This window comes from gamma proteobacterium symbiont of Axiagastus rosmarus (assembly GCF_059730925.1).
The window spans coordinates 3,387,982-3,414,898 of the sequence record NZ_AP035925.1; the positions used below are offsets into that span (position 1 = coordinate 3,387,982).

At 59.9% G+C, this 26,917-nt stretch carries 22 protein-coding genes; 13 read left to right on the forward strand and 9 right to left on the reverse strand.

Annotated elements, in window-relative coordinates; translation table 11 throughout:
- Positions 1 to 228 precede the first annotated feature (228 nt).
- Positions 229 to 1,119, forward strand: a complete 891-nt coding sequence (gene yghX / locus AC6I8F_RS16050; RefSeq protein ID WP_498028222.1) for a YghX family hydrolase — start codon at positions 229 to 231, stop codon at positions 1,117 to 1,119.
- A gap of 22 nt (positions 1,120 to 1,141) precedes the next feature.
- On the opposite strand, the gene AC6I8F_RS16055 is transcribed toward yghX, so the two are convergent.
- A complete protein-coding gene (locus AC6I8F_RS16055) occupies positions 1,142 to 1,513 on the reverse strand; it encodes a winged helix-turn-helix transcriptional regulator (RefSeq protein WP_021507610.1) in 372 nt (123 codons plus the stop codon).
- A 101-nt stretch (positions 1,514 to 1,614) separates the two neighbouring features.
- On the opposite strand from AC6I8F_RS16055, the gene AC6I8F_RS16060 reads away from it, so the two are divergent.
- Together AC6I8F_RS16060 and treF are read left to right on the forward strand one after the other, a co-directional pair.
- Complete coding sequence (locus AC6I8F_RS16060) at positions 1,615 to 2,469, forward strand: SDR family oxidoreductase (protein WP_264240880.1); 855 nt, start codon at positions 1,615 to 1,617, stop codon at positions 2,467 to 2,469.
- A gap of 348 nt (positions 2,470 to 2,817) precedes the next feature.
- Positions 2,818 to 4,476 (forward strand): alpha,alpha-trehalase TreF, encoded by a 1,659-nt coding sequence (gene treF, locus AC6I8F_RS16065; RefSeq protein WP_058759659.1) that lies wholly within the window; start codon positions 2,818 to 2,820, stop codon positions 4,474 to 4,476.
- A gap of 311 nt (positions 4,477 to 4,787) precedes the next feature.
- Here treF and AC6I8F_RS16070 read toward each other — a convergent pair whose 3' ends face one another.
- Positions 4,788 to 5,609, reverse strand: a complete 822-nt coding sequence (locus AC6I8F_RS16070) for an alpha/beta fold hydrolase (RefSeq protein ID WP_010616452.1) — start codon at positions 5,607 to 5,609, stop codon at positions 4,788 to 4,790.
- Between the two features lie 215 nt (positions 5,610 to 5,824).
- On the opposite strand from AC6I8F_RS16070, the gene AC6I8F_RS16075 reads away from it, so the two are divergent.
- Entirely contained in the window at positions 5,825 to 7,414 is a 1,590-nt protein-coding gene (locus tag AC6I8F_RS16075; protein WP_498028223.1) for an MFS transporter, read from the forward strand.
- On the opposite strand, the gene AC6I8F_RS16080 is transcribed toward AC6I8F_RS16075, so the two are convergent.
- Positions 7,415 to 8,323: a LysR family transcriptional regulator gene (locus AC6I8F_RS16080; RefSeq protein ID WP_021507614.1), complete on the reverse strand. Its 909-nt coding sequence runs from the start codon at positions 8,321 to 8,323 to the stop codon at positions 7,415 to 7,417. It abuts the gene before it with no gap.
- Between the two features lie 162 nt (positions 8,324 to 8,485).
- Here AC6I8F_RS16080 and AC6I8F_RS16085 point away from each other — a divergent pair, with 162 nt between their 5' ends.
- Positions 8,486 to 10,354 carry an amidohydrolase gene (locus AC6I8F_RS16085; protein ID WP_021507615.1) on the forward strand — a complete coding sequence of 623 codons (1,869 nt, stop codon included), beginning with the start codon at positions 8,486 to 8,488 and terminating at the stop codon, positions 10,352 to 10,354.
- A gap of 27 nt (positions 10,355 to 10,381) precedes the next feature.
- On the opposite strand, the gene AC6I8F_RS16090 is transcribed toward AC6I8F_RS16085, so the two are convergent.
- The gene (locus tag AC6I8F_RS16090; protein WP_338670520.1) at positions 10,382 to 11,344 is read right to left on the reverse strand and encodes a diguanylate cyclase domain-containing protein; all 963 of its coding nucleotides are present in this window, start codon (positions 11,342 to 11,344) and stop codon (positions 10,382 to 10,384) included.
- A gap of 370 nt (positions 11,345 to 11,714) precedes the next feature.
- Between AC6I8F_RS16090 and AC6I8F_RS16095 the strand changes: the two genes are divergently transcribed.
- The 3 genes from AC6I8F_RS16095 (at position 11,715) to uxuA (ending at position 16,867) form a co-directional block, all read left to right on the forward strand.
- On the forward strand, positions 11,715 to 14,966 hold the full coding sequence (locus AC6I8F_RS16095; RefSeq protein WP_498028224.1) for a transporter substrate-binding domain-containing protein: 3,252 nt from the start codon (positions 11,715 to 11,717) through the stop codon (positions 14,964 to 14,966).
- Positions 14,966 to 15,670: a response regulator gene (locus AC6I8F_RS16100; RefSeq protein WP_498028225.1), complete on the forward strand. Its 705-nt coding sequence runs from the start codon at positions 14,966 to 14,968 to the stop codon at positions 15,668 to 15,670. The genes AC6I8F_RS16095 and AC6I8F_RS16100 overlap by 1 nt, the downstream gene beginning before the upstream one ends.
- 132 nt (positions 15,671 to 15,802) lie before the next feature.
- Positions 15,803 to 16,867, forward strand: a complete 1,065-nt coding sequence (uxuA, locus tag AC6I8F_RS16105) for a mannonate dehydratase (protein ID WP_031279714.1) — start codon at positions 15,803 to 15,805, stop codon at positions 16,865 to 16,867.
- A gap of 18 nt (positions 16,868 to 16,885) precedes the next feature.
- On the opposite strand, the gene AC6I8F_RS16110 is transcribed toward uxuA, so the two are convergent.
- The 4 genes from AC6I8F_RS16110 to AC6I8F_RS16125 form a co-directional block, all read right to left on the reverse strand.
- Positions 16,886 to 18,442, reverse strand: coding sequence for a DHA2 family efflux MFS transporter permease subunit (locus AC6I8F_RS16110; RefSeq protein WP_249042718.1), 1,557 nt, complete (start codon positions 18,440 to 18,442; stop codon positions 16,886 to 16,888).
- A complete protein-coding gene (locus AC6I8F_RS16115) occupies positions 18,439 to 19,479 on the reverse strand; it encodes an HlyD family secretion protein (RefSeq protein WP_182689028.1) in 1,041 nt (346 codons plus the stop codon). Before AC6I8F_RS16115 ends, AC6I8F_RS16110 begins: the two co-directional genes overlap by 4 nt.
- Positions 19,476 to 20,021, reverse strand: coding sequence for a winged helix-turn-helix transcriptional regulator (locus tag AC6I8F_RS16120; RefSeq protein WP_150361238.1), 546 nt, complete (start codon positions 20,019 to 20,021; stop codon positions 19,476 to 19,478). Before AC6I8F_RS16120 ends, AC6I8F_RS16115 begins: the two co-directional genes overlap by 4 nt.
- A 118-nt stretch (positions 20,022 to 20,139) precedes the next feature.
- The gene (locus tag AC6I8F_RS16125; protein WP_150361236.1) at positions 20,140 to 21,048 is read right to left on the reverse strand and encodes a LysR family transcriptional regulator; all 909 of its coding nucleotides are present in this window, start codon (positions 21,046 to 21,048) and stop codon (positions 20,140 to 20,142) included.
- A 130-nt stretch (positions 21,049 to 21,178) separates the two neighbouring features.
- Between AC6I8F_RS16125 and AC6I8F_RS16130 the strand changes: the two genes are divergently transcribed.
- Together AC6I8F_RS16130 and AC6I8F_RS16135 are read left to right on the forward strand one after the other, a co-directional pair.
- The gene (locus AC6I8F_RS16130; RefSeq protein ID WP_498028226.1) at positions 21,179 to 22,489 is read left to right on the forward strand and encodes an MFS transporter; all 1,311 of its coding nucleotides are present in this window, start codon (positions 21,179 to 21,181) and stop codon (positions 22,487 to 22,489) included.
- Between the two features lie 16 nt (positions 22,490 to 22,505).
- Positions 22,506 to 23,594: a tartrate dehydrogenase gene (locus AC6I8F_RS16135; protein ID WP_058774858.1), complete on the forward strand. Its 1,089-nt coding sequence runs from the start codon at positions 22,506 to 22,508 to the stop codon at positions 23,592 to 23,594.
- Positions 23,595 to 23,610: 16 nt separating this feature from the next.
- Here the strand turns inward: AC6I8F_RS16135 and AC6I8F_RS16140 are convergent, their stop codons facing one another.
- Positions 23,611 to 24,555: a MurR/RpiR family transcriptional regulator gene (locus AC6I8F_RS16140; RefSeq protein WP_238561198.1), complete on the reverse strand. Its 945-nt coding sequence runs from the start codon at positions 24,553 to 24,555 to the stop codon at positions 23,611 to 23,613.
- 291 nt (positions 24,556 to 24,846) lie between these two features.
- Here AC6I8F_RS16140 and AC6I8F_RS16145 point away from each other — a divergent pair, with 291 nt between their 5' ends.
- The 3 genes from AC6I8F_RS16145 to AC6I8F_RS16155 are packed head-to-tail and all read left to right on the forward strand — an operon-like array spanning position 24,847 to position 26,856.
- Positions 24,847 to 25,152: a PTS sugar transporter subunit IIB gene (locus AC6I8F_RS16145; protein WP_021507627.1), complete on the forward strand. Its 306-nt coding sequence runs from the start codon at positions 24,847 to 24,849 to the stop codon at positions 25,150 to 25,152.
- Positions 25,153 to 25,211: 59 nt separating this feature from the next.
- A complete protein-coding gene (locus AC6I8F_RS16150) occupies positions 25,212 to 25,556 on the forward strand; it encodes a PTS lactose/cellobiose transporter subunit IIA (protein ID WP_498028227.1) in 345 nt (114 codons plus the stop codon).
- On the forward strand, positions 25,549 to 26,856 hold the full coding sequence (locus AC6I8F_RS16155) for a 6-phospho-beta-glucosidase (RefSeq protein WP_498028228.1): 1,308 nt from the start codon (positions 25,549 to 25,551) through the stop codon (positions 26,854 to 26,856). Before AC6I8F_RS16150 ends, AC6I8F_RS16155 begins: the two co-directional genes overlap by 8 nt.
- Positions 26,857 to 26,917 lie beyond the last annotated feature (61 nt).

Below are 26,917 nucleotides of genomic sequence, written 5' to 3' on the forward strand. Positions count from 1 at the left end.
AGGCCGCGCTGTCACGTTACGCTGTAAAATTTCCTGCACAGTCGCCAGAAAGAAACTTTGTTAATTAAAAGATAATTTTTATAGACCAAAAAGAAATTAATTTGCTGCCTTTAGGTGACATTTTGTGAGCCATCGCGCATTAACCTGCTGGGGCACGGCATTTGCCAGCGGCGTCAGGCTGTGCTTTGTTAAAGCAGCACAGTCCGGTTAATCAGCGAAGGAGAGGTTATGACCCGTCTTACCGCCCAGGATTTTCCCCAGGAACTGCTTGAGCTTTATGACTACTATGCGCACGGTCGCATCAGCAAGCGCGAGTTTCTCTCGCTGGCCGCGAAGTTCACCATCGCCGGCATGACCGGAGCCACCCTGCTCAGCGCCATGAGCCCCAATTATGCGCTGGCAGAGCAGGTGTCGTTTACCGATCCTGATATCAGCGCCGAATACATTCACTACCCGTCGCCCCAGGGACATGGCGAGGTACGCGCTTATCGGGTGCGCCCGACTCACGCCAGCGGCAAGCTGGGTGCCGTGGTGGTGGTACACGAGAATCGCGGCCTGAATCCTTACATTGAAGACGTGGCGAGACGGGTCGCCAAAGCGGGCTATGTCGCGCTGGCGCCGGATGGCTTAAGCTCACAGGGCGGCTATCCGGGCAATGATGAAGAGGGCCGTGCGATGCAGGCCAAAGTCGACCCGACCAAACTGATGAACGATTTCTTCGCGGCGGTCGATTTCCTGATGCAGCATCCCGAGGGGAACGGCAAGGTCGGCATCACCGGCTTCTGTTATGGCGGCGGCGTAGCAAATGCGGCGGCAGTGGCGTTTCCTGAGCTGGCCTGCGCCGTGCCGTTCTACGGCCGCCAGCCAAAAGCGGAAGATGTGGCGCGCATTCAGGCGCCGCTGCTGCTGCACTATGCCGCGCTGGATAAAGGCATCAACGAAGGCTGGCCAGCCTATGAAGCCGCCCTGCAAGCCAGCCACAAAACCTATGAAGCGTATATTTATCCCGGCGTGAATCACGGCTTTCACAACGACTCAACGCCACGCTATGACAAAGCTGCCGCAGAACTGGCATGGGGTCGCACACTCGGCTGGTTTGAGAAATATTTGCACGCCTGAGCCTGGCGCGCCGCGACGGCACTCACGCTGTCTGCGGCGCTTTAATGATGCGGTGGACATTGCTTTCCAGCCAGTCGGCGAGGCCGATGACCTGCCCTTCCACCTCATGGCCCAGCGCCGTCAACCGGTACTCCACGTGCGGCGGCACCACTTCATAGGCGATACGCTCAATGAAGCCATCCTCTTCCATGTAGCGCAGCGTCTGCGCCAGCATGCGTTCACTGATGCCACCAATCCGGCGGCGCAGTTCGCTGAAGCGCAGCGTTTCAGCGCGCAGCGCCAGTAACACCAGCACACTCCAGCGGCTGGTAATCCGTTTTAACACTTCACGTGACGGGCAGTTCACATTGAGCAATTCACCACGGGAAAATTTATCACTCAGGTTTTCAGCCATTTACATCACTCCGCTCAAACTAACAAATCTGTAAGTACTTACTAAAAGTTAGTTTATCTCGTAGGCTGTTTCCATACCAGTTCAACCTGAGGAAAAACACCATGATTGCGATAACCGGAGCCACTGGCCAACTGGGCCGTTTAGTGATTAATGCCTTGCTGAAGAAAGTACCGGCCAGCGAGATCATCGCGGTAGTACGTTCACCGGAAAAGGCGCAGGACCTGCAGGCGCTCGGCGTCGCGCTGCGTACCGCGGATTACAACCAGCCACAGACGCTGCAGGGCGCCTTTGCCGGCGTGCAGAAAGTGCTGCTGATCTCCTCCAGCGAAGTGGGCCAGCGCGAAGCCCAGCACCGGGCGGTGATTGATGCCGCCAAAGCGGCAGGCGTGTCATTTATCGCGTATACCAGTCTGCTGCATGCCGATACCTCGCCGCTGGGTCTGGGCGTCGAACACCGCGCCACCGAAGCGTTGCTGCAGGCTTCAGGCATCCCTTATGCCCTGCTGCGTAACGGCTGGTACAGCGAAAACTATGCGGCCAGCATCGCACCGGCGTTAGCGCATCATGCCTTTATCGGCGCGGCGGGCGACGGGCGCATCGCGTCGGCGGCGCGCGAGGATTATGCTGCCGCGGCGGCAGAGGTGATCAGCCGTGACGATCAGGCCGGCAAAGTGTACGAACTGGCCGGCGATGACAGCTATACGCTGGCAGAATTCAGTGCGGAGATCGCCCGCCAGTCCGGCGAACAGGTGGAGTACGTTAACCTGCCGCCTGCGGAATTCAGCGCGGCGCTGATTGGAGCCGGTTTACCCGCGCCGCTGGCCGAACTGCTGGCGGATTCCGACGCCGGTGCCGCTCAGGGTGCCCTGTTCGACGACAGCCACACGCTCAGCAAACTCATTGGCCGCCCGACCACACCGTTCGCCACGGTAATTAAGGCCACGCTGGCAAAGTAAGGCGCTGACGGCGCCCTCACCTGCGGTGAAATCCGGGGTGAGGGCGACGAAAAGCCCTCTTTTCCCCGTCTCGTTTGCCATCAAATGATCAACCTCTTCCCGCTTTTTTGCCGTTATCACTGACAATTTTCTTATTTACAGATAATTCTGTTCACTTATTTAAAGCTTCATCTGAAACACTGCTTTCAATTCCTGAAATATAGGACTTTGTATTTGCTGAAAAAAGCCTTAAATAGCCGATCAATCGACAAGATTTATTACGTTCATAGATATTTCGCATTGTTGTCTCATCGGGTCAGAGATCTATAATTTGTCCTTTGAGCAACCAGGCAATTTCAGGAGGCCGCTATTAATACTAACCACCAGCAACGTCAAGCTTTCGGAGAACACGAAGCCCATGCTGATCTGGGGTATCAATACGATCCTCACGAGTTTATCCGCGAAGGTATGCAGGATTCGGAGCCGGAACCCGAGCTGATTGAAGGCCTGCCTGCGCCTGATGCGCTGACGCCTGCCGATCGCTATCTGGAGCTGTTTGAGCACGTACAGACGTCACGTATTTTTGCCGACAGCAAAACGTTTCCGGACTGCGCGCCTAAATTCGATCCGCTGGATATTTTAATCCGCTACCGCCGCCGCAAACGCTCGGCGGAGTTTGACCTGGAAAAATTTGTCCATGAGCATTTTTATTTACCGCAGGTCAATGAGAGTTTTTATGTTTCCAATCCGGATAAAACCCTGACGGAACATATTGACGATCTGTGGCCAGTGTTAACCAAAATGCCGCAGCAGCATTTACCGCATTCGTCGCTGCTGCCGCTGCCGAAGCCTTACGTGGTGCCCGGCGGGCGTTTTGGTGAAACGTATTACTGGGACTCCTACTTCAGCATGCTGGGACTGGCCGAAGCGGGCCGCGACGATCTGCTGCGTCATATGGCGGACAACTTCGCCTGGCTGATTGATAACTACGGTCACGTGCCGAATGGCAACCGTACCTATTACCTCAGCCGCTCGCAGCCGCCGGTGTTCGCGCTGATGGTCGAGCTGTTTGAAGAGGACGGCATTCGCGGCGCGAAGCGCTATCTTGACCAGTTGATGAAAGAGTATCAGTTCTGGATGGACGGGGCCGGCGAGCTGATGCCGCACCAGGCCTATCGCCACGTGGTGCGCATGCCGGATGGTTCGCTGCTCAACCGCTACTGGGACGATCGCGACACGCCGCGCGATGAGTCGTGGATGGAAGATGTGGAAACCGCCAGCAAATCGCGTCGGCCGGCAAGCGAGGTCTATCGCGATCTGCGCGCCGGTGCCGCTTCCGGCTGGGATTACTCCTCGCGCTGGTTGCGCGATCCACAGCGTCTGGCCAGCATTCGCACCACCCAGTTTATTCCGGTGGATCTAAATGCGTTTCTCTACAAGCTGGAGCTGATGATCTCGACGCTGGCGCACGCTAAGGGCGAAGAACTCACCGGCCTGGCGTGGCAGAAGAAGGCGGATGCGCGCAAGCAGGCGATTCATCGCTATTTGTGGGACAACACCGCAGGCGTGTACCGCGACTACGACTGGCGACGTGAACGCTTTGGTGCCTTTACCGCAGCGGCGGTGGTACCGCTGTTCCTCGGGCTGGCTTCACCCGAGCAGGCGCATCTGCAGGCGGTGGCGCTGCGCCAGCTGCTGCTGACGCAGGGCGGGCTGGTGACGTCCATGGTGGAGAGCGGGGAGCAGTGGGATAAACCCAACGGCTGGGCACCGCTGCAGTGGATGGCGGTGGTCGGACTGAATAACTACGGTGAAGAGACGCTGGCAACCGAGATTGCGGTCAACTGGCTGACCACGGTGAAGAATTTCTATTCGCTGCACCATAAGCTGGTAGAGAAGTACGATATCAGCGGCGATCGCGCCCGCCCGGGCGGCGGCGGTGAGTATCCGCTGCAGGATGGCTTCGGCTGGACCAACGGCGTCACCCGTCGCCTGCTGGCGATGTACGGGCATTTGCTGGCGGATTGACGGCGTAGTTGGGTGGGTGGCAGGCAGGATGCGGCGGTCTGATGCGGGATGCTGCGGCCTGATGCCCTCACCCTGGCCCTCTCCCACAGGGAGAGGGAAACGCTGCCATATGCAGGACTGAGACAGCCCAGGTTAATTCAAGATCCAATGCCCCGCTCGATCGGTCCCCTCTACCACCGGGAGAGGGAAACGCTGCCACATGAAGGACTGAGACAGCCCAGGTTAATTCAAGAGCCAATCCCCCGCTCGATCGGTCCCCTCTCCCGCAAGCGGGAGAGGGTTAGGGTGAGGGGAAAAAACGCACTCCCCCCTTAATTCCCCTGCAAAAACGCCAGCAGATCCGCATTCAGCTGGTCCTGATGCGTCACCGCAAAACCGTGCGGGCCATTCTCATACACTTTCAGCTGCGAACCCGCAATCATCTCATGCACCAGCTTGCCGGTGGCTTCAAACGGCACCACCTGGTCATTACTGCCGTGGATCACCAGCGTCGGCACATCCACTTTGGCAATATCCGCACGGAAATCCGTCTCAGAGAACGCGGTCACACAATCCAGCGTACCTTTCAGCGACGCCAGCAGTGCAATGTTCAGCGTCTGCGTCAGTACGCCATCGGAAACCGTCTGGCCCGCGTTGGTGCCGTAAAACGGCGTGGCGAACTCTTTGATAAACTGCGCACGATCCTTCAGCAAACCCGCTTTAATCCCGTCAAACACCGCTGATTCCACCCCTTCCGGGTGATCGTCGGTTTTACCAAAGATCGGGGTGACGGCGCCCAGCAGCACCAGTCCTTTCACTTTCGCGGTACCATAACGACCGATGTAGCGCGACACATCCCCGCCGCCCATCGAGAAGCCCACCAGCGTCACCTCATCCAGCTGCAGGTGCTCGATCAGGCCGTGAATATCGTCGGCGAAGGTGTCGTAATCGTAGCCTTCCCACGGCTGATCGGAGCGACCAAAGCCGCGGCGGTCAAACGCGATGACGCGATAGCCGCGCTCGGCGAGGAAGTTGAGCTGGCTGTCCCACATATCGGCATCCAGCGGCCAGCCGTGGCTGAACAGCACCGGCTGGCCCTTGCCCCAGTCTTTGAAGTACAGGTTTACGCCGTCTTTAGTCTTGAATGTGCTCATGTTTTTTCTCCGTTAGTCAGTGATGTTGTGTCTGGCAATCAAACTAGCGCGGGATGATGGAAAAACCTAAAGCAGAGATTTTGACAACTTGTGCAAAGATTTTTGCTAAGCCCTGCCGTCAAAAATCCTTGTACAAGTTGGCCGATTTTTTCCGCTATCTCCTGACGGGCGAGCTTCGTATCGTGCTCTCATCGCACACTGACAGGAACAGCCTGATGAACCAGCCAAATCCACAAACAGCGCGCAGCGGCGCGTTTTCCCCTTTTGCCTACGGGCTTTTCGCCGTGATCTGGACCGCTTCGGTGCTCGGCAATACCGGTAGCTTTATCCGTGACGTCGCCAGCGCCTGGCTGATTACCGGACTGTCGGATAACCCAACCGCCGTCGCGCTGATGCAAACCGCCGCCACGCTGCCGGTATTTCTGCTGGCGCTGCCGGCCGGCGTGCTGTCAGATATTGTTGACCGCCGCCGCCTGCTGATTGTGGTGCAGCTGCTGATGGCCAGCGTCAGCGGCACGCTACTGCTGCTGTCGCACAACCACTGGCTCACCGTTGAATGGCTGATCGGCCTGACCTTTGTCGGCGGCGTCGGCGCGGCGCTGTTCGGTCCGGCATGGCAGGCCATCGTGCCGGAGCTGGTACCCCGCCATGAGCTGAAAAATGCCGTCGCGCTCAACTCGCTGGGCATCAATATCGCCCGGGCGATTGGACCGGCTACCGGCGGCCTGCTGCTGGCAAGTTTAGGTGCTATGGCCGCTTACGGTGCCGATGTCGCCAGTTATTTTTTTGTCATCGCCGCGCTGCTGTGGTGGAAACGTCCGGCGAAAGCCGCTACCGCGCTGAATGAGCACTTCTTTGGCGCTTTCCGCGCCGGGCTGCGCTATGTGAAAGCCAGCCGCGAACTGCACCGCGTACTGTTGCGCGCCGCGCTGTATTTTGCCTTCGCCAGTGCCATCTGGGCGCTGCTGCCGCTGGTGGCGCGCACCATGCTGCACGGCACCGCAGGCTTTTACGGCTTGCTGCTCGGGGCCGTCGGTGCCGGTGCCATTGCCGGCGCGCTGCTGCTGCCGCGCCTGCGTGCCCGGCTGAGCCATGATGGACTGATGCTGCTCTCCGCCGTGCTCAGCGCGCTGGTCATGGTGGCGCTGGCGCTCAGTCCGCCACAGTGGCTGGCGCTGCTGCTGATGCTGGTACTGGGCACCGGCTGGATCATCGCGCTGACGACCCTCAACGGCGTGGCGCAGGCGGTGCTGCCCGACTGGGTGCGCGGTCGCGGGCTGGCGGTCTATCTGATGGTGTTCAACGGCACGCTGGCGGGTGGCAGTCTGGCCTGGGGGCTGATCGCCCAGCACATAGGTCTGGCGCCAACGCTGATGCTGGCCGGCGCGGCGCTGCTCATCACGGCGCTGCTGGCAAAACGGCTGGCGCTGCCGGCGGGTGAAGCGGATCTGCAGCCGGCGCAGCACTGGGCTGAACCGGTGGTGAGCGATGCGGTGGATATCCGCCGTGGTGCCGTACTGATCCAGATTCGCTACCGTGTTCCCCAGGCCGATCGCGCCGCTTTCCAGCACGCCATGCACAAACTGGCGCAGGCGCGACGCCGTGACGGTGCCTATGCGTGGGGATTAATGGAGCAGACCGACGATGCCGGAGCGCTGCTGGAGTGGTTTATGGTGGAGTCATGGCAGGAGCATTTGCGTCAGCACCAGCGCGTCTCGCGCGCCGATGCTGAGTTACAGCAGGCGGTACTGCAGTTCCATCAGGGTGATGAACCCCCGCAGGTCAGCCATCATATTGCGCTGTGATCAGGCTGGCGCGTAGATGTCACTCAGGCCGGGCAGCGTCGGCAGGCGCTCGCGCCACCAGATAGCCGCGTTGCCGCAGGCGCTCTCATTCCACGCCAGATAGGCGATATCGCGCCGGCACTCGCTGTCCAGCTGGCGCGCCACCAGCGCACCGCTCGCCAGGTGCGGGCGCGCCAGGTAAAGCGGCAGATAACCACAGCCGAGCCCGGCAAGATGCGCCTGCAGTTTGGCCGGGAAATCATGCACGCTCAGCGTCTTCTGCTCATCCAGCACGCGTAAATCCATCCCGGCACCGTGGCGGGATGAATCATGCACCGTGACCGCGCGATACTGGCGAATCTGTTCGCGCAGCAGCGGTTCGGGCTCCGCCGCCAGCGGATGGTCAGGAGCGACAGCGAACACATACTCCAGCCAGCCCAGCGGCTGGCAGACAATCTCTTTGCGCGTGGCGGGTTCCTGGACCGCGCCAAAGACAATGTCCGCTTCGCCGTAGTGCAGCGCTTCCCAGCAGCCGGCCAGCACGTCCTGACGGAACTGCAGCTGGGTGTGCGGGTGCTGCTGATAAAATTCGTCAATCAGCGGCGTGAGGATGCTAAACGGCAGCGAAGCATCCACGCTGATGGTCAGCAGACTCTCCCAGCCGCTCTCCACGTAGCGCGCCTGCTGCTCCAGCTCGTTCACCGCACGCAGCAGCGTCCGCCCTTTTTCCAGCATCAGACGGCCGGTCGGCGTGAACGTGGCGCGATGGCCGGAGCGATCGAGCAGCGTGATTTTTAAATCGCTCTCCATCTTCTGCACGGTATAGCTCAACGCCGACGCAGTTTTGAACAGTCGCGCGGCCGCAGCGGCAAAGGTGCCATGACGATCGAGCGCATCCAGAATCAGCAGCGCCTCCAGATTTAAACGCATTCCCTACCCTCCGTAAAAAAAGTTGAACGACAACGTAAAAACAATCCGTTATCAATAACTGCTGTCATTTCGTATTTTTTTCCTCATCGGCGCAAGCATTTTTAACCGCGCATTAACACGGTGGCTGAGGGCCGCTACGCTTAATTTAACGGAGAGAACAGAATGACGACCGCATCCCTGATTTTTACCAACGGTAAGTTTCACACCGTCGATCGCGCAAACCCGCTGGCCACCGCCGTAGCCATCAAAGACGGCAAGTTTCTCGCCGTAGGTAGCGAAGCGGACGTCATGCGCTTTGCCGGCAGCGACACGCAAATCATCGACGCCAAAGGGCATACCGGCATTCCCGGCCTGAACGATTCCCACCTGCATCTGATTCGCGGTGGCCTCAACTACAACCTTGAACTGCGCTGGGAAGGCGTGCCGTCGCTGGCCGATGCGCTGCGTATGCTGCGCGAACAGGCCCTGCGTACGCCGTCACCGCAGTGGGTGCGCGTGGTCGGGGGCTGGAGCGAGTTCCAGTTTGCTGAGCGCCGCATGCCGACGCTGGACGAAATCAACGCCGCCGCGCCCGATACACCGGTCTTCATTCTGCATCTGTATGACCGCGCGCTGCTCAATCGCGCCGCGCTGAAAGTAGTAGGCTACACCAAAGAGACCCCCAACCCGCCGGGCGGCGAAATCCAGCGCGACAGCAATGGCAATCCGACCGGCATGCTGATCGCCCGTCCTAACGCCATGCTGCTGTACGCCACGCTGGCGAAAGGGCCAAAGCTGCCGCTGGAACAGCAGGTTAACTCGACGCGTCAGTTTATGCGTGAACTGAACCGCCTCGGTCTGACCAGCGCCATTGACGCCGGCGGCGGCTTCCAGAATTACCCGGACGATTACGACGTGATCGCCGAACTGCACGCGAAAAAGCAGCTGACGGTACGCATCGCCTATAACCTGTTCACCCAGCGTCCCGGCCACGAGCTGGAAGACTTTGAGAAGTGGACCGATATGCTGAAGCCGGGCCAGGGCACCAATTTCCTGCGCCACAACGGTGCCGGTGAAATGCTGGTGTTTTCGGCGGCGGACTTCGAAGATTTCCTTGAACCGCGCCCGGATCTGGCCCCCGGCATGGAAGATGAGCTGGAGCGCGTGGTGCGCCACCTGGTGGAGCATCGCTGGCCGTTCCGCCTGCACGCCACCTATAACGAATCGATCAGCCGCATGCTGGATGTGTTTGAGAAGGTGAACCGCGACATTCCGTTCAATGGCCTGCACTGGTTCTTTGACCATGCGGAAACCATTACTGAAGCCAATATTGAGCGGGTAAAAGCGCTCGGCGGCGGGCTGGCGGTGCAGCATCGCATGGCTTTCCAGGGGGAATACTTTGTTGATCGCTACGGTAAAGAGGCCGCGAAGCAGACGCCGCCGGTGGCGCGCATGCTGGAGGCCGGCGTGCCGGTGGGCCTCGGTACCGATGCCACCCGCGTCGCCAGCTATAACCCGTGGACCGCACTGTACTGGCTGGTTTCAGGCCGTACCGTCGGTGGGATGCAGCTGTACGATGACAACGCACGCATCGACCGTGAAACCGCGCTGATGCTGTGGACCAAAGGCAGCGCCTGGTTCTCCAGCGAGCAGAGCGCCAAAGGTGAGATCAAAGTCGGCCAGCTGGCGGATCTGGTGCTGCTGTCGAAAGATTTCTTCAGCGTACCGGAAGAGGAGATCAAAGGCATTGAATCGGTGCTGACGCTGGTGGATGGCAATGTGGTGTATGCCGCTGGCAGCTTCACGCCGCTGGCACCGCCGCCGGTGCCGGTGTTGCCGGAGTGGTCGCCGGTGGTTACCGTGCCTGGCCACTACCGCAGCGCCCCGCCGCAGACCAGCGGCCGCGCCGCGCGGATGCCGCAGGTACACCAGTGCAGCGGCCCCTGTGGCGTGCACAGCCACGCTCATGATGTCGCGCGCCAGTCATCGGTGCCGGTGTCAGACAATAACGCGTTCTGGGGTGCGCTGGGCTGTTCCTGTTTTGCGTTTTAAGTGATCAAGGGGTGCGGGCGCTGGCCCTCACCCCATCGATATATTGCCTGCCAGGCCAAAGCCCTGTTTACCGTTCTTCTTAATCTGGTACATCGCGCCATCCGCCCGGGTCAGCGCGTCATCGAAGCTGTCGCGCCGGTATACCGGGGCGATACCGATTGAGGCACCAATCCGCGCATGACCATTGTCGACATCAAACGGCGTCAGCGCCGCATCCAGCACCGCCTGCGCCAGAATGCGCACCTTCGGGTAATTAATCAAAAACGGCAGCAGCAGCACGAACTCATCGCCGCCAAGCCGCCCGACGATGGCCTCTGACGGCAGCAAATCGCGGATGCGCTGGCTGAGCTGAATCAGCACCTCGTCACCGCTGCGATGGCCGAGCGTGTCATTAACGTGCTTGAAGTTGTCGAGGTCGATAAACGCCACGCACAGCGGGCCGGCGCGTTGCAGCTGGCTAAAATGCGCCTGCAGCGCGTGGCGGTTGGGCAACGCGGTTAACGGGTCGTGATGCGCCAGCAGGGAGAGCTGGGCTTCGTAATTCTTCTCTTTGGTCATGTCGATGTGGGTGCCGGTCACTTTGAGCGGATTCCCCTGCTCGTCCCACTCGCTGACGCGTCCGCGATCCAGCACCCAGGTGATTTTGCCGTTCTTGCCGATCATACGGTGCAGCGCCTCGTAATAGGGCGCGCGTCCTTCAATATGATCGTAAAAGGCGCGCAGCACCTCATCGGCATCTTCCGGATGCAGGCACTCGCGCCAGGCATCAAAGCGCGCTTTGGTCTCTTTCGCCTGAAAGCCGAGCATCGCGCCCCAGCGCCGGTTAAAAATCACCAGCTTGCCGCTGGGAATATCCAGCTGCCACAGGCACAAGCCGGTCCCGTCCAGCGCCGCGTTCAGCTTATTACGCGCGTCGTGCGCCAGGCGCTTGAGGCGCGCATTGTGCTTTTTCAGGTTCTGAATCTGCTGGCGCAGCGCTTCTTCGGACATGGTTGATCGCTGGAGAGAAAATAATGGCTATTTTGCCTGCACGATAGATTCTGTAAATAAAACAAATGAAAAGGCGATTAGCGTCGGAAAATTGCGCCGGGTTCAGCAGGAATGGCGAAGCAACGCGGTAATTTCAGCAAACAAAACTTACACTTACTAAAAATAGCAGCGCGCTTCGCTTCGGCGCGCCGGCGAAACCCGCCTTTCACCAGGAATTTTCTCTCCTGTTTTTAAGAAATTTCTTAAGCGCGATTTAAGTCCACTTGTATTAAGTCGCTGTTGAAGGATGCCTGACGCGCAACGTGCCGTCAGAGAAGAAGTGCCGTCATGGTGGCGGCGCGCGCAACCGGTCCAGCGAGTGAAATCATCCGTGAGTAAACGCATCCTCAGCCTCCTTCTGTTACTGGGCTTTTGCCTGTCTGCCTGGGGTGCAACCACGTTAAATTTCTCACCGCGCTATGGTCTGGTAGCACCGGAAGTCACGCTGTCGCCGCAGAGCCAGCAGTGGCTGAAACAGCACTCTGTACTGCGCGTCGGCGTGTGGAACAACCCGCTGCCGCCCTATTCCGTGTCGTTTGAAGCCAATACCTACGAAGGACTCTCGGCCGATTATCTGGCCATCGTGGCGAAGGCGTTAAATCTGCCGGTGAAAATCAAGGTGTATAAAACCCGGCTGGAGCTGGTGGATGCGCTTAACGACGGTGAAGTCGATCTGATTCCTTACTACACGCTGGCCGCCAATCAGGATACGCAGCTGGCGCTGAGCCTGCCGTATTCACTGGCACGCAGCGTGTTAATCAGCAAACGTAACGCGACCTTCGACAGTGAGCTGAAAAATAGCCGCTATCGTCTGCTCTATTACGGTGATGCAGAACTCAAAGCGCTGCTGCACAAGCGCTATCCGCGCGCCACGCTGGCCCCGGCCGCGCCGCCGCTGTGGGCCTACACCGACACCGCGTTTAGCGAAAACACCCTGTTCTGGAGCAACAGCGCCACTCAGCGCTTTCTTTCGCATCGCGGCCTGCAGAATGTGATTGAAGCGCACAGCACGCCGTACACCAACGATGTCGACGCGCGCTTTGCCAGCAACAGTGCCAATCTGCCGCTGATCGCAGCCATCGATGAAATCCTGAAAAACATTCCGCTGCGCAACGCGGTACAGATCGCGGAAGCCTGGAGCCTGGATTATCAGTCGGTGGTTAAAAATCATCCGCTGGATCTCAGCGACAAAGAGGCCGCGTGGCTGGCAGAACACCGCGAGATCACCGTTAACTTCGATCCTTCGCATACGCCGTTTACCTTTACTGATAACCGCCAGCGCGTGGTCGGGCTGAGCGTGGACCTGCTGAAAATGATTTCCCAGCGCACCGGCATTCGCTTTCGCTACAACCCGATTCAGGGGTTGAGCAACATGCGCGATACGCTCAACCGCCAGCGCGATGCGATTATCGCCGTCAGCGACGCTACCGCGCAGCAGGACGACAAAATCCGCTACACCCGCTCTTACATCTACTCGTCGTGGGTAGTGGTGACGCGCAAAGACAGCCCGTGGAAAAGCTTTGATGAGATGGCGGGCAAGCGCGTCGGTATCTATGAGCGCGCCTACTATCGTTACGATTTACGTGAGCGCTGGCCGGGCATCAACTTTGTCGAAAATGGCGTATCGATTGATTCGCTCGGTCAGCTACTCGATAAGCAGCTGGATGGCTTTATCGTGCCGTACGAGTCGTCGCTGTTTTTGCTCAACAATCACTTTAATGACAGCTTCAAAGTGGCGTTTGTCGCGCCGCTGCCGATGTTCCGCATGGCGATGGCGGTCAATGGGCAGGATCAGGTGCTGCTGTCGATCCTTAACAAAGCGCTGTCCGATATTCCGCAGCCGACCATGCAGTCGCTGATGGAGCGCTGGATCAAATACACGCCGCCCGCCACCAGCACCTCGTGGCAAAGCTATCGCAGCTATATATTGCGCATCGTCGCCGTGGCCGGGCTGGGCCTGCTGTTTTTCCTGTGGCGTAACCATCTGCTGAAAGCCTCGCTGGCCAAACAGCGCGAGCACGAGCGTGAAATCAGCGAGCAGCTGGCGCATATCGAAGCGCTGATGGCCGACCTGCGCAAAGCCAACGAAGTCGCGGTGCGCGCCAGCGAAGCGAAAAGCACCTTCCTGTCGCACATGAGTCATGAAATCCGCACGCCGCTGGCGGCGCTGATTGGCCTGCTGGAAATTGAGCATCTCGGCCAGAGTAATGAACAGCAGCGGCAGAAGAACATTGATGTCGCCTGGGAGTCGTCGCGTTCGCTGCTGTCGCTGGTGGGCGATATTCTCGACCTGGCCAAAATCGAATCCGGGCATTTCAGCGTGCAGCTGCAGCCGATGTCGCTCAGTGAAGTGGTGCGTGATTGCGAAGCGCTGTTCCGCCAGGTGGCGCTCAACAAGGGGCTGGCGCTGAATATCGTGCTGGAGCTGGAGCAGGACCAGGTGCTGTTTGACCCGGTGGCGCTGAAGCAAATTCTCTCCAATCTGGTGAGCAACGCCATCAAGTTTACCTCGCACGGCGAAGTGGAAGTGGCGCTGTATCAGGCAGAGAGCACGCGGCCGGAGTATGTGCTGGAGGTGAGCGACAGCGGGGTTGGCCTGACGGCAGAGCAGCAGCAGGCGATCTTCGAGCCGTTCATTCAGGTCGATCAGGGCAGCAACCGCGCCAGCGGCACCGGGTTAGGCCTGAATATCTGCCGCCGGCTGGCGGTGATGCTCGGCACCGAGCTGCACGTCGAGAGTGAACCGGGTGACGGCAGCGTGTTTATGCTGCGCTTCCGCGCGGAAGCGGCGCGTATTGAACATGAGCAGCCCGCCCTGCCACAGCCGGTGGAGCCCGCTAAGCAGGCTGCACTGCGCATTCTGATTGTCGATGACAACGCCACCAACCGTCTGCTGCTGGCCCAGCAGCTGCGCTACGCCGGGCACCATGTGCTGGTGGCGGACGGTGGTGCAGCGGCACTGGCGCTGTGGCGCGAAAATCAGCCGGACCGCGTGATTACCGACTGCAACATGCCGGAGATGGACGGCTTCGAATTCACCCGCCAGCTGCGCGCCGAAGAGAAGCGCCTGGTGCGACGCGCGGTACCGGTTTACGGCCTGACGGCGATGGCGGAGGAGCGCGTGGCGCAGCTGGCGCAGGACGCCGGCATGAACGGTTGCCTGTTTAAACCGCTGGAGCGCGCGCAGCTGCTGCAGGTGATCACCGGCGCACCGATGAACCCGACGCGCGACGATACCCTGCTGACGCTGGAGAATCTGGCGGCAAACAACCCGCAGGCGTGGCGCGACCTGGTGACCACCGCGCGCCAGCAGAACAGTTACGATCTCGCCCAGCTGACGCAGGCGGTGGCTGCGAACAATTTTGCTTCGGCGCGTCACGCCGCGCATCAGCTACTCGGCAGTGCCCGAATGCTGCGCGCCGACGCGCTGCAACATCGCTGCCGCGCCGCCGAACAGGCGGCGGAGCATGAAGATGGTGCGCTATTACAACAGCTGCTGCCGGAGGTCGCCGGGGCGGTGGCCGAGCTGGACGCGCTGTTCCTGCGTGCCCTGGAAACGCCTATTCCTGAAGAGGTGATGTAATGAAAGAGAGCGCAATCTGGCAGATTGCCGTGCTGGACGATCATCCGCTGATTGGTAAAGCCATGCAGTACCGCTTAGCGCAGGAGCCGCAGCTCGATCTGGCCGGGGCCTTTGCCCAGCGCCAGCAGCTGATGGCCTTCCTGCAGCGCCACCCGCTCGATATCCTGGTGCTGGATTACATGCTGGGTGAAGACCAGCTCGACGGGCTGCAAATGGTGAAACAGCTGCGCCTGCACTACCCGCAGCTGAAGATTCTGGTGTCGTCCGCGGTGGAGAAACCGGCGATTGTCCAGCTGTTGCTGAAAGCCGGCGTGCAGGGATTTGTCGGTAAAAGCCACGATCAGGAGGTGCTGATCGATGCCATCCATCAAATCTGTCGCGGCAAGCGCTTCCTGACGCCGGACATGATGCTGGAGCTGGATAAATTCCAGGAGAGCGATCGCGAGATGCACGACTACCTGACGCCGCGCCAGGCGGGCGACGACATCTCGCTGCTGCTGCGCGAGCTGAGCCCGCGCGAAATCGAGGTAATTCGCTGTTATCTCGACGGGTTGAGCATTACGCAGATCGCCGGTAAATACGCGCGCAGCCGCAAAACCATCAGCGGTCAGAAGCAGACCGCGCTGCGCAAACTGGGGCTGCGCTCGGATCTCGAACTGTTTAAGTACAAGCAATATTTCAGCGAACTGGTGACCACCCAGTAAGCGACCTCTCTGCGGATAAAACTGGTTCTGTGACGCGGATCAAGGCTTAATCGCCGCACAATGCTGCCCTCATGAATTCTAGTATGGTAGTTTAGCCGTTATCATACAGATACGATGACGGTGGATGACATAATGCAGCTGACAATGCGGTGGTTTGGGCCGAAGGAAGACAAGGTTTCGCTGGAATATATTCGCCAGGTGCCGGGCGTACGCGGCGTGGTGGGCGCACTTTACGATGTGCCGGTGGGCGAAACCTGGCCGCAGGAGAAGATCCAGGCGCTGGTCGATCAGGTGCACGCAGCCGGACTGACAGTTGAAGTGATTGAGAGTGTTAATATTCACGACGACATCAAGATCGGCCTGCCGAGCCGCGATCGCTACATCGCTAATTATCAGCAAAGCATCCGCAACCTGGCGGCCGCCGGGGTAAAAGTGATCTGCTACAACTTCATGCCGGTGTTTGACTGGATGAAGACGGATATGAATTATGTGCTGCCGGATGGCTCCATCACCATGGCCTTCGAGAAACAGGGCATCGATAAAAGCCTCGACGAGGTGGTGAAAGAGGTGCTGGGCAGCGCTAACGGCTTCGCGCTGCCGGGCTGGGAGCCGGAACGGCTGGCAAAAGTTCAGGAGCTGTTTGCCAAATATCAGGACGTTGATGACGCGAAGCTGCGTGAAAACCTCGCGTATTTCCTCAAAGCGGTGATCCCGGTGTGCGAAGAGGTGGGCGTGAAGATGGCGATCCACCCGGACGATCCGCCGTATTCGATCTTCGGTCTGCCGCGCGTGGTGAAGAACCGCGACGATCTCGACTGGATCTGTAACGTCGTCGATTCTGAAGCCAACGGCATCACGCTGTGCACCGGATCGATTGCCGAGGATCCGCAGAACGATGTCTATGCCATTCTGGCCGAATTCTCGCGCCGCAAGCGCATCCCGTTTGCCCACGTGCGCAACATCAAGATCATCCGCGATAAAGATTTCTACGAGTGCGCGCATCCGACGGAATATGGCTCGCTGGATATGTATAAAGTGCTGCAGTCGATGTATGACAACGGCTTTGACGGCTATATCCGTTCGGATCACGGCCGCTTTATCTGGGGTGAAACCGGGCGCCCAGGCTACGGTTTGTACGACCGCGCGCTGGGCACCACCTATCTGCTGGGCCTGTGGGAAGCGCTGAGTAAGCGTTAATGGGCTACGATCTGGCGCTCACCCTTGCGGCTTTTTCAGTAACGGCACCAGCAGCGCCGCGACGAAAAAGCCTGTCATGATCAGCCAGAACGCGTCGGAAAAGGCCTGGGTGCGCGCTTCACGCAGCGTCAGCGCCGCCAGCGACTGCAGCGCGGCCGTATGCGCGGCATCCGGGCTCAGGCCGCTGGTCATCAGCGCCTGAGCGCGCCCCTGCAGAAAATCACCCAGCGTCAGGCTGGCGCTGTTGAGATAATCCGCCAGCCGGCTAAAGTGCAGGTTGGTGCGGTCGTTGAGCACCGTACCGCACAGGGCAATGCCAATCGCACCGCCAAGGTTGCGCATCAGATTAAACAGGCCAGACGCGAGCTTCAGGCGGGCCGGTGGCAAACTGCCCAGCGTCAGCGTTACCGTGGGCGCCACGGCAAACTGCTGCGCCATACCGCGAAACGCCTGCGGAAACAGCAACTCCTTCGCCCCCCAGTCATGGGTAATCGGCACGAAGAAATGCATCGACAGCGCAAAACAGATCAGCCCCGCCGCCAGCAAAATACGCAGATCGACGCGATTCGCCAGCCAGGCATACAGCGGGATCGACAGAATCTGAAACACCCCGGTAGAGAAGATCGCCAGTCCAGTCTCCAGTGCGCTGAAGCCGCGCACCTGGCTGAGAAACAGTGGCGTAAGGTAAATGGTGGCGAAGATCCCTACGCCCGCCATAAACGAGAAGTAGCAGCCGAGGCTAAAGTCGCGGTCCCTGAGCGCGCGTAAATCGACGATCGGTTTGGCATGCCGCAGCGTGCGGATCACAAACAACACGCCCGCCGCCAGCGCAATCCAGCCGGTGGTGGCAATGGTGTCATCATCAAACCAGCCCCAGCGCGGCCCCTCTTCCAGCGTATATTCCAGACAGCCGAGCGACAGCGCCAGCAGCACGATGCTGAGATAATCCGCGCCGCGCAGCAGTTCGCGGTTGGGCGCGTCGATGTTCACCAGCAGCGGAACCGCAATGGTGATGTAAATACCGGGAATGATGTTGATAAAAAACAGCCAGTGCCAGCTGAAGTTATCGGTGATCCAGCCGCCAACGGTCGGGCCGAGCGTCGGCGCCAGCGATGCCAGCGCGCCGACGGTCGCGGCAGCAATCACCCGCTGCCGGCCCTGGAAAAAGGCGAAGGCGGTAGTGAACACCAGCGGGATCATTGAGCCGCCCGCCAGCCCCTGCAGCGCACGGAACGCGATCATGCTCTGAATGTTCCACGCCCAGCCGCACAGCAGGCTCATCAGCGTAAAGCCACAGGCCGAGGCGGCGAACAGCCAGCGCGTAGACAGCACGCTGGCCAGCCAGCCGGAGAGCGGAATAATGATGATTTCGGCGATCAGGTAGCTGGTCTGCACCCACACGGTTTCATCATCGCCCGCCGACAGGCCACCACCAATGTCGCGCAGCGAAGCTGAGACAATCTGGATATCCAGCAGCGCGATAAACATGCCGATGCACAGGGTGGCAAAGGCGAAGACTTTCCGGCTGACCGGCATCTGCGCAGGCGCGATCGGCGCGGCGGCCACGCGGCTCATCGCGCGCTGCGCTCATCGACGGTAACGGTTACCGACAGCCCCGGACGCAACAGCCCGAGCGTGGCCGCATCGCCGTCCAGCGCAATGCGCACCGGCACGCGCTGGACGATTTTAGTGAAGTTACCGGTGGCGTTTTCCGCCGGCAGAATGCTGAAGCGCGAGCCGGTGGCCGGCGACAGGCTGGCGACGTGCCCGCTGAAGGTGCGGCCTGGCAGCACGTCCGCGACAATCGTTGCCGTCTGGCCTGGCCGCATGTGCGCCAGCTGGCTCTCTTTAAAGTTGGCGTCAATCCACAGCCCCTGCGCCGGCACCAGCGACAGGAGTTGCGTGCCGCTGCTGACATACGAACCGGCCCAGGCGCGGCGATTGCCGATCACGCCATCAAACGGCGCGCGGATAGCGGTGTATTCCAGATTGAGCTGTGCCAGTGCCAGGTCGGCCTGCGCCTGTGCCAGCGCGGCGTGCGTCTGCTGCTCGCGCGCATCAAGCACCTGCAGCTGACGTTCGGCGACCGCGCGATCGGCACGGGTTTTGCCCTCCTGCGCCAGCGCCTGATGGTAATCGGCCTGCGCATGATCGCGAATCTGCTGCGACACCGCAGCGCTGCTCACCAGCGCGTCATAGCGGCGCTGGTCGGCGGTGGTTTTCTGCGTTACCGCCTGCGCCGCCAGCAGCGCAGCACGCGCGCCGTCGATGGTGGCCAGCTGGAGCTGGCGCGTGGCGGCAATATCCTGCAGCGCCGCCTGCTGCGCGGCGACTTCGCCCGCCGCACGGTCAACCGCCGCCCGATAGTCGCGGTTATCCAGTTGCACCAGCAGGTCGCCCTTTTTAACCGCCGCATTATCCTGCACTGCAAGGGTCTGGACATAGCCGGACACTTTGGCCGAAATCGCACTGATATCCGCGCCGACGTAAGCATCATCGGTCGAAGGCATAAAGCGCGCGCTGTGCCACCAGTAATAGCCATAGCCTGCCAGCGCCACGCCGCCGCAGGCCAGCATCAGCAGCAGTGCCGCTTTTTTCCGCGTCAGGCTCATGGTTCGTTCCCGGCCACCGTCTGCGGGGCGAATTTTTGCGCCGTATCGCCTGCGCGCTTTCTCGCCAGATACTGCTGGCGATAGTGCATCATCGGGGTGGCCGCCGGGCCAGGCACCATCTGGTATTTGTCACTGGAGAGCGGCTGGCCGGTGGCGCTGTCGACCATTTGCGGCGTCACCGGGCGCTGAGTGGCGCTTTCAACCAGCTGCATCTGCCGCCCTTCCGGTGAAAAGTGGGTGCTGCCCCACTCGGCCAGCGCCAGTATTACCGTGCGAAAATCGCGGCCCGCCGCAGTGAGCTGGTACTCGTAGCGTGCCGGAGCGTCGCTGTAACACACCTTTTCCAGCAATCCATCCTCCACCAGTTCTTTCAGCCGGCGCGACAGAATATTGGGCGCCACGCCGCTGCTTTTCTGAAATTCATCAAAGCGGGTAAAGCCGGCCAGCGCATCGCGCATGATCAGCATGCTCCAGCCGTCGCCGACGCGTCCAAGGCTGCGTGCGATAGGGCACGGCATATTACACAGAGGTTGGTTTTTCATGGGCCAGTTCCCGATGTGAAGTCGATGCGGGATACTGTGGCAGGGTAACTTTCATTTTGCAAGTCACTTGCAGAATGAAAGTAATTAACAGAACGTCAGCGCGCGTTCTGGCGCAGCCTCACAGCCTGTCGATCAATTCCTGCCGGTGGTCATGCAGCAGACGCAGCATTTCACGCAACAGCGGATCTTCGTTGCCCTTCTGCCACGCAATACTCAGCGGCAAGCCTTTGATCTGCTCAGGTAACGTCAGCGCGATATAGCGCACGCTGTCGCTGTTCATGGTGCGATAAGAGGCTGGCACCACCGCCAGACCGAGGCCGGCGGACACCAGGCTGAGAATGGTTTGCTTCTCTTCGGCATATTGCGCGATATGTGGCGTCAGGCCGGCCTGCTTAAACAGGCTGATGGTGAGATCGTGGCTGTGCGGTCGGGTGCGGCGGTCGGGAATGATCATGGCTTCATGCTGAAAATCTGCCACCGTCACCTGCGCTTTATCCGCCAGCGGATGCGTCAGCGGCACTGCCAGCACGCAACTTTCGCGGGTAATAAAACGCAGCGCCAGTGACGCATCCATGCGCTGCGGCGCGCGGATAATAATCATATCCAGCCAGCCGGATTTTAATTTGGGAATCAGGTTAAGGGTTTTATCTTCGATAATATGGATATCGCTCAGCGGATTACGCGGCACAAATAAATTCAGCAGTGCCGGAACTAAACCGCGCGCGGCGCTATCGATAGCGCCAATGCGTAATGTCCGGCGTTCATCTTTTAATCCGCCTTTAAAACGCAGCGCCAGCGCATCAAACTGATCGATCAGTTTTCCCGCTTCGTCAAAAAACAAGGCTCCCTCGGCGGTTAATGAAACATTGCGCGTTGAGCGGTTTAACAGGCGCACGCCCAGATCCTCTTCCAGCAGGCGAATAAAGCGGGAAAGTGATGCAGGCATCATTTCCATACTTTGTGCCGCCCGGCCGAAATGCAGTTCTTTACCCACCGCGACAAAACAACGCAATTGATTTATATCCACATTTCCCTCACCGCACGATTATTCAAATAGTTTATATAATCCACGCCTGATGATCGCGCAATACAAACCTGCATACTGCATTCGACAACCAGAAAATAATACTACCCTACACAATCTGGAGCACTTTAATATGAACTCTCACCTCGAAAAAAGGGTGATGCGTAAAGTGACGTTGCGCATTGTGCCCTTCATCATGCTGCTCTATTTCATCGCGTTTCTCGATCGCGTCAATATTGGTTTTGCCGCGTTAACCATGAATCAGGATTTAGGTTTCTCGCCCACGGTATTTGGTTTTGGCGCCGGGATTTTTTTCCTCGGCTATTTTCTGTTTGAAGTCCCGTCGAATTTAATTTTGCACAAAGTGGGCGCACGCATCTGGATCGCCCGCGTGATGATCAGCTGGGGATTGGTCTCTGGCTGCATGGCGCTGGTGCAGGGCACCACCAGCTTCTACGTCCTGCGCTTTCTGCTCGGCGTGGCGGAAGCCGGTTTCTTCCCTGGCATCATTCTCTACCTCAGCTACTGGTTTCCGGCGGCGAAGCGCGCGCAGGTTACCGCCATCTTCATGGCCGCCGCCCCGCTCTCTACCGCGCTCGGCTCGCCGGTCTCTGCCGCGCTGCTGGAGATGCACGGTCTGCTGGGCTACGCCGGCTGGCAGTGGATGTTTGTATTAGAAGCGATTCCGGCGTTGCTGCTGGGCATCGTAGTGCTGTTTTTCCTCACCGACCGTCCGGCGCAGGCTAAATGGCTGAACGCAGAAGAGCGGCGCTGGCTGCAGGAGACCATGCAGGCTGAAGAGCAGGCACGGTCGACGCAGCACGGCCACAGCAGCGCCTGGCGCGGGCTGGCGGACAAGCGCGTACTGGCCCTGGCGCTGGTGTACTTCGGCACGTCGGCCGGGCTGTACACGCTGGGGATCTGGTCACCGCAAATCATCCGCAGCTTCGGCGCCTCCTCGCTGGAAATCGGCTTCCTCAACGCTTTCCCGGCGGTGATCGGCGTGTTCGGCATGATCCTGTGGGCACGTCACTCCGATCGTCGTGGCGAGCGCAGCTGGCACGTCATTGGCGCCTGTTTACTGGCTGCCGCCGGGCTGATTTATGCCGGTAACGTCAGCACGCTGCTGGCGGTGATTATTGCGCTGACGCTGGTCACGGTCGGCATCAGCGCTTCCAAGCCGCCGCTGTGGAGCATGCCGACGCTGTTTCTCAGCGGGCCGGCCGCAGCTGCCGGCATCGCCACCATTAATTCCATCGGCAACCTCGGCGGTTTTGTCGGCCCGATGATGATTGGCGTGATCCGCCAGCAAACCGGCAGCTACACCTGGGGACTCTATTTCGTCGCCGCACTGCTGGCGTTGTCCGCGCTCATCGTGCTGATTCTCGCCGCGCACACGCTAAAACCGCAAAGCGCCGATCTGCCTCATCCTCATACCCATTAATTGACTGGAGAACACGATGCGTAACTACAAAATTGCCGCGATTCCGGCAGACGGTATTGGCCCGGAAGTGATTTCGGCTGGCGTTGAGGTGCTGCAGGCGCTGACGCGGCACGATGAACAGCTGACGTTTGACGTGCAGACCTTTGACTGGGGCTCGGATTACTACAAACAGCACGGCGTGATGATGCCGGAAGATGGCCTGCAGACGCTGAAGCAGTTTGATGCCATCTACTTTGGTGCGGTGGGCGCGCCGGACGTGCCGGATCACATCACGCTGTGGGGGCTGCGCCTGCCGATTTGTCAGGGCTTCGATCAGTACGCCAACGTGCGGCCCACCAAAATTCTGCCGGGCGTGACCTCGCCGCTGCGCAACCGTGGACCGGGCGATCTTGACTGGGTGATCGTGCGCGAGAACTCGGAAGGGGAATACTCCGGCAACGGCGGCCGTGCGCACCGCGGCCTGCCAGAAGAGGTGGGCACTGAAGTGGCAATTTTCACCCGCGTCGGCGTGACGCGCATAATGCGCTACGCCTTTAAACTGGCGCAGTCGCGGCCGCGCAAACTGCTGACGGTGGTGACTAAATCCAATGCCCAGCGGCACGGCATGGTGATGTGGGATGAAATTGCGGCGGAAGTGGCGCAGGAGTTTCCGGATGTGCAGTGGGACAAGATGCTGGTGGATGCCATGACGCACCGCATGACGCTACACCCGCAATCGCTGGACACCATTGTCGCCACTAACCTGCATGCGGATATTCTCTCCGACCTCGCCGGCGCGCTGGCCGGCAGTCTCGGCGTCGCGCCAACCGCCAATATCGATCCGGAGCGGCGTTTTCCGTCGATGTTCGAACCGATTCACGGCTCGGCGTTCGATATCACCGGCAAAGGCATCGCTAACCCGATCGCCACCTTCTGGACCGCGGTACAGATGCTGGAACATCTGGGCGAACGCAACGCGGCCGCGCTGATAATGCAGGGCATTGAGCACGTGTGCGCGGCGGGCATTCTGACGCCGGACGTCGGCGGCAGCGCCACCACCGCTGACGTGACGCGCGCGCTGGTGCAGTTTATTGAAGCCAAATCTCAGGTGGCGGCAACCGCCTGAGTCGAAAGGCGGGGTGTTACAGCGCCGCCGCCAGCCGGTCCAGCGCCAGCAGGATGCCATAGCGCCGCGCCGGTGCTGCATCCGGCAGCGGCAGCCAGTAGTTGGCCTGGCTGGCGAGATCCAGCGCCGCCGGGCACAGCGCCATCACTGGGGTCTGCTGGATGTGAGCGTGATGCACCGCGCTGAGCACACTGCTGTTGATGGTGTCCGGCGCGAGGATCAGCAGCAGATCGTCCGGCTGCAAACGGCTGAGCGTCAGACGCAGCAGGTTGTCGTCCTGGATCCACGCCAGCGCCAGCCCGGCTTCACTCAACCGCTGCTGCACTTCCGCCACCAGCGGCGTGTGCTGGCCGGCGGCACCGATCAGCAACACGCTGCGTGCCTGACGCAGCGCCTGCGCCGCCTGCTGCCAGCGGCTGTCATCCAGCTGCTGCCACTGCTGGGTCAGCGCCTGATGCAGACTCACCAGCTGCGGCACCGCACCGTGGCTGGAAGTAGCCGGTTCGGCGCTGGCGCGTGCCAGCCGCATACGCAGATCGCGAATATCGTCGCAGCCGACCGAACGGGCAAAGCGGGTAATGGTCGCCGCACTGACTTCCGCCCGGCTGGCCAGTTGTTCAATGGTGGCCGAGGCCGCGAACGCGGCGTCACGCAGGATGGCGCGCGCCACCCGCTGCTCCTGCTGACTGAGCGAAGCCTGCCGCTGACGAATCACCGTCATAAACGCACTTTCCTGCTGGCCGGCCTGGCGCACCTGGTGCAGAAAATCATCCAGATCGCGGTAGCCCGCCGAGGCAGCAAAGCGCTGGAGTACAGCCGGGCTGACACCTGCCTGCGCCGCCAGACTCTCCATGGTGGCCTGCGCGCTGGCGTGCAGGTTATCCAGAATAAATCGCGCCAGCTTTGATTCCTGCGCATCAAAACGCGCCGACTGCTGCTGCAGTTGCCAGACAATATCCATTAGCTCATCACATCCTCAGTAACGAACCCTCATGATGCATGAAAATATTTTTCATGGTGAGATTTTTTTCAGCTGAGCGCACTGAATTTTCCTGGAATTAAAACATTCGTAACAGAAAATCATCGTGCCGATCACACCAATGAAAATTATTTTCATGGCAGTTTGATGATTAATCTATTGATAAATAATACTTTAAATAACTTTCATCACAAAATCATCTGGCTGCAGGGTATTTACAGTGCGACTGCGACAGGTCTTAAATGCCGGAGTCAATTCACAGGAGGATAAATTATGCGCATTGTTCTTTGCTGTGCCGCCGGCATGTCTACCAGCATGCTGGTGAATAAAATGCAGCACGCCGCACAAGCGCGCGGGCTGGCGATCAACATTCAGGCCGTCCCGGTGGCCGATTTCGAACGTATCCTGCCGGATGCGGATGTGGTGCTGCTTGGCCCGCAGGTGCAGTTTGAAGCTGCCCGCCTCACCGCCATCGCGGCCCCGCAGGGCAAGGCGGTCGCCGTTATCGACATGATGGATTACGGCATGATGCGCGGCGAACAGGTGCTGGATAAAGCGCTGGCACTGCGCGCTTCCTGATTCTTCGTTTCCCCTAATCCGACTGATAACACACGGCGCTGCGCTGTGGGAGATTCTGCATGCCTGAAGATGACGTAATGGTGGTTCCGGAAGAGGAGATCATGCTGCTGCTGGTGCAGGCCGGTGCTGCGCGCAGCGCCGCTCTCAGCGCCCTGCGTCTGGCGCGCGCCGGCCAGTTTGAGGCGGCACAGCAGCAGCTGGCGGCGGCGCGGGAAAACGTGAGCAGCGCGCACCAGCAGCAGACGGCGCTGATTAGCCTGGACGAAGGCAGCGGCCGGCTGCCGGTTACCCTGATTCTGGTTCATGCCCAGGATCACCTGATGAACGCCATGCTGATTCAGGATTTAGCGGGCGAAATCATTGAACTCTATCGCCGTACCACGGCAGGAGAAAAAGATGCTTAAGATAGCAATCATTGGCGGCGGCAGCAGCTATTCGCCGGAGCTGGTGGAGGGAATCATCAACCGTTATGCGCAGCTGCCGGTAACCGAACTGGCGCTGGTGGATGTGGCGGCAGGACGCGAAAAGGTGCAGATCATCGCCGATCTCACGCGCCGCATGCTGCAAAAGAACGGGCTGGAGCAGGTTAAGGTCAGCGTGCACTTCGCGCTGGATGAGGCGATTCGCGGCGCGCGCTTTGTGCTGACACAGCTGCGCGTCGGCCAGCTGGCGGCACGCGCCGCCGATGAGCGGCTGGGCCTGAAGTATGGCCGTCTCGGCCAGGAAACCACCGGCGTCGGCGGCTTCGCCAAAGCGCTGCGCACCATTCCGGTGATGCTGGAGATTGCGCGCAAAGTGGAACAGCTGGCACCCGACGCCTTCATCATCAACTTCACCAATCCGGCGGGCATCGTCACTGAAGCCGTGGCGCGCTACAGCAACGCGAAGATCATCGGCCTGTGTAACGTGCCGGTGAATATGCACCATATGATCGCCGGCATGTTACAGGCGCCGTTTGACGAGGTGGCGCTGCGCTTTGCCGGGCTGAATCATCTGGTGTGGGTGCATCAGGTGCTGTGCCGCGGCGAGGACGTGACCGCCGGGGTGATCGAACAGCTGTGCGAAGGCCAGGCGCTGACCATGAATAACATCAAAGAGATGCCGTGGTCGCCGGCGTTTCTGCGCGCGCTGCAGGCGATTCCCTGCCCTTATCACCGCTACTACTGGCAAACACCGCAGATGCTGGCCGAAGAGCAGGAGAAAGCGCAGCACGGCCAGGCCGGAACGCGCGCCGAACAGGTGATGAAAGTGGAAGCCGAGCTGTTCGCGCTGTATGCCGATCCGCAGCTGGCGCGCAAGCCGGAGCAGCTGAGTTTTCGCGGCGGCGCATATTACTCCGAAGTGGCCGTTGAGCTCATCAGCGCCATCCATAACAATAGCGGGCAAAATCTGGTGGTGAACTGCCAGAACCGTGGGGCGATTCACGGTCTGCCGGACGACGCAGTGGTGGAAGTGAACTGTGTGGTCGATGCGCAGGGCGCGCACCCGCTGGTGTTTGGCGCGCTGCCACCGCTGATGCACGGGCTGACGCAGCAGATCAAAGCCTTCGAGCGATTGACCATCGACGCGGCGGTGCACGGCGATCGCGGTGCCGCGCTGCTGGCGCTGGTCGGCAATCCGCTGGTCGGCGACGTCTCCAGCGCCGAAGCGCTGCTGGACGAAGTGCTGACGCTGAATCAACCGTGGCTGCCGCAGTTTGCGTGATATCCCTGTCGCAAACCGCACACAGGCCGTCGCGGCGCGCTTCATCGCGCAATAAATTGCG

Excerpts from the sequence above, each read along its gene's own strand:
- yghX (WP_498028222.1), top strand. The coding sequence starts at position 229 with ATGACCCGTCTTACCGCCCAGGATTTTCCCCAGGAACTGCTTGAGCTT.
- AC6I8F_RS16055 (WP_021507610.1), bottom strand. The coding sequence starts at position 1,513 with ATGGCTGAAAACCTGAGTGATAAATTTTCCCGTGGTGAATTGCTCAAT.
- AC6I8F_RS16060 (WP_264240880.1), top strand. The coding sequence starts at position 1,615 with ATGATTGCGATAACCGGAGCCACTGGCCAACTGGGCCGTTTAGTGATT.
- AC6I8F_RS16070 (WP_010616452.1), bottom strand. The coding sequence starts at position 5,609 with ATGAGCACATTCAAGACTAAAGACGGCGTAAACCTGTACTTCAAAGAC.
- AC6I8F_RS16075 (WP_498028223.1), top strand. The coding sequence starts at position 5,825 with ATGAACCAGCCAAATCCACAAACAGCGCGCAGCGGCGCGTTTTCCCCT.
- AC6I8F_RS16080 (WP_021507614.1), bottom strand. The coding sequence starts at position 8,323 with ATGCGTTTAAATCTGGAGGCGCTGCTGATTCTGGATGCGCTCGATCGT.
- AC6I8F_RS16085 (WP_021507615.1), top strand. The coding sequence starts at position 8,486 with ATGACGACCGCATCCCTGATTTTTACCAACGGTAAGTTTCACACCGTC.
- AC6I8F_RS16090 (WP_338670520.1), bottom strand. The coding sequence starts at position 11,344 with ATGTCCGAAGAAGCGCTGCGCCAGCAGATTCAGAACCTGAAAAAGCAC.
- AC6I8F_RS16100 (WP_498028225.1), top strand. The coding sequence starts at position 14,966 with ATGAAAGAGAGCGCAATCTGGCAGATTGCCGTGCTGGACGATCATCCG.
- uxuA (WP_031279714.1), top strand. The coding sequence starts at position 15,803 with ATGCAGCTGACAATGCGGTGGTTTGGGCCGAAGGAAGACAAGGTTTCG.
- AC6I8F_RS16110 (WP_249042718.1), bottom strand. The coding sequence starts at position 18,442 with ATGAGCCGCGTGGCCGCCGCGCCGATCGCGCCTGCGCAGATGCCGGTC.
- AC6I8F_RS16115 (WP_182689028.1), bottom strand. The coding sequence starts at position 19,479 with ATGAGCCTGACGCGGAAAAAAGCGGCACTGCTGCTGATGCTGGCCTGC.
- AC6I8F_RS16120 (WP_150361238.1), bottom strand. The coding sequence starts at position 20,021 with ATGAAAAACCAACCTCTGTGTAATATGCCGTGCCCTATCGCACGCAGC.
- AC6I8F_RS16130 (WP_498028226.1), top strand. The coding sequence starts at position 21,179 with ATGAACTCTCACCTCGAAAAAAGGGTGATGCGTAAAGTGACGTTGCGC.
- AC6I8F_RS16135 (WP_058774858.1), top strand. The coding sequence starts at position 22,506 with ATGCGTAACTACAAAATTGCCGCGATTCCGGCAGACGGTATTGGCCCG.
- AC6I8F_RS16140 (WP_238561198.1), bottom strand. The coding sequence starts at position 24,555 with ATGGATATTGTCTGGCAACTGCAGCAGCAGTCGGCGCGTTTTGATGCG.
- AC6I8F_RS16145 (WP_021507627.1), top strand. The coding sequence starts at position 24,847 with ATGCGCATTGTTCTTTGCTGTGCCGCCGGCATGTCTACCAGCATGCTG.
- AC6I8F_RS16150 (WP_498028227.1), top strand. The coding sequence starts at position 25,212 with ATGCCTGAAGATGACGTAATGGTGGTTCCGGAAGAGGAGATCATGCTG.
- AC6I8F_RS16155 (WP_498028228.1), top strand. The coding sequence starts at position 25,549 with ATGCTTAAGATAGCAATCATTGGCGGCGGCAGCAGCTATTCGCCGGAG.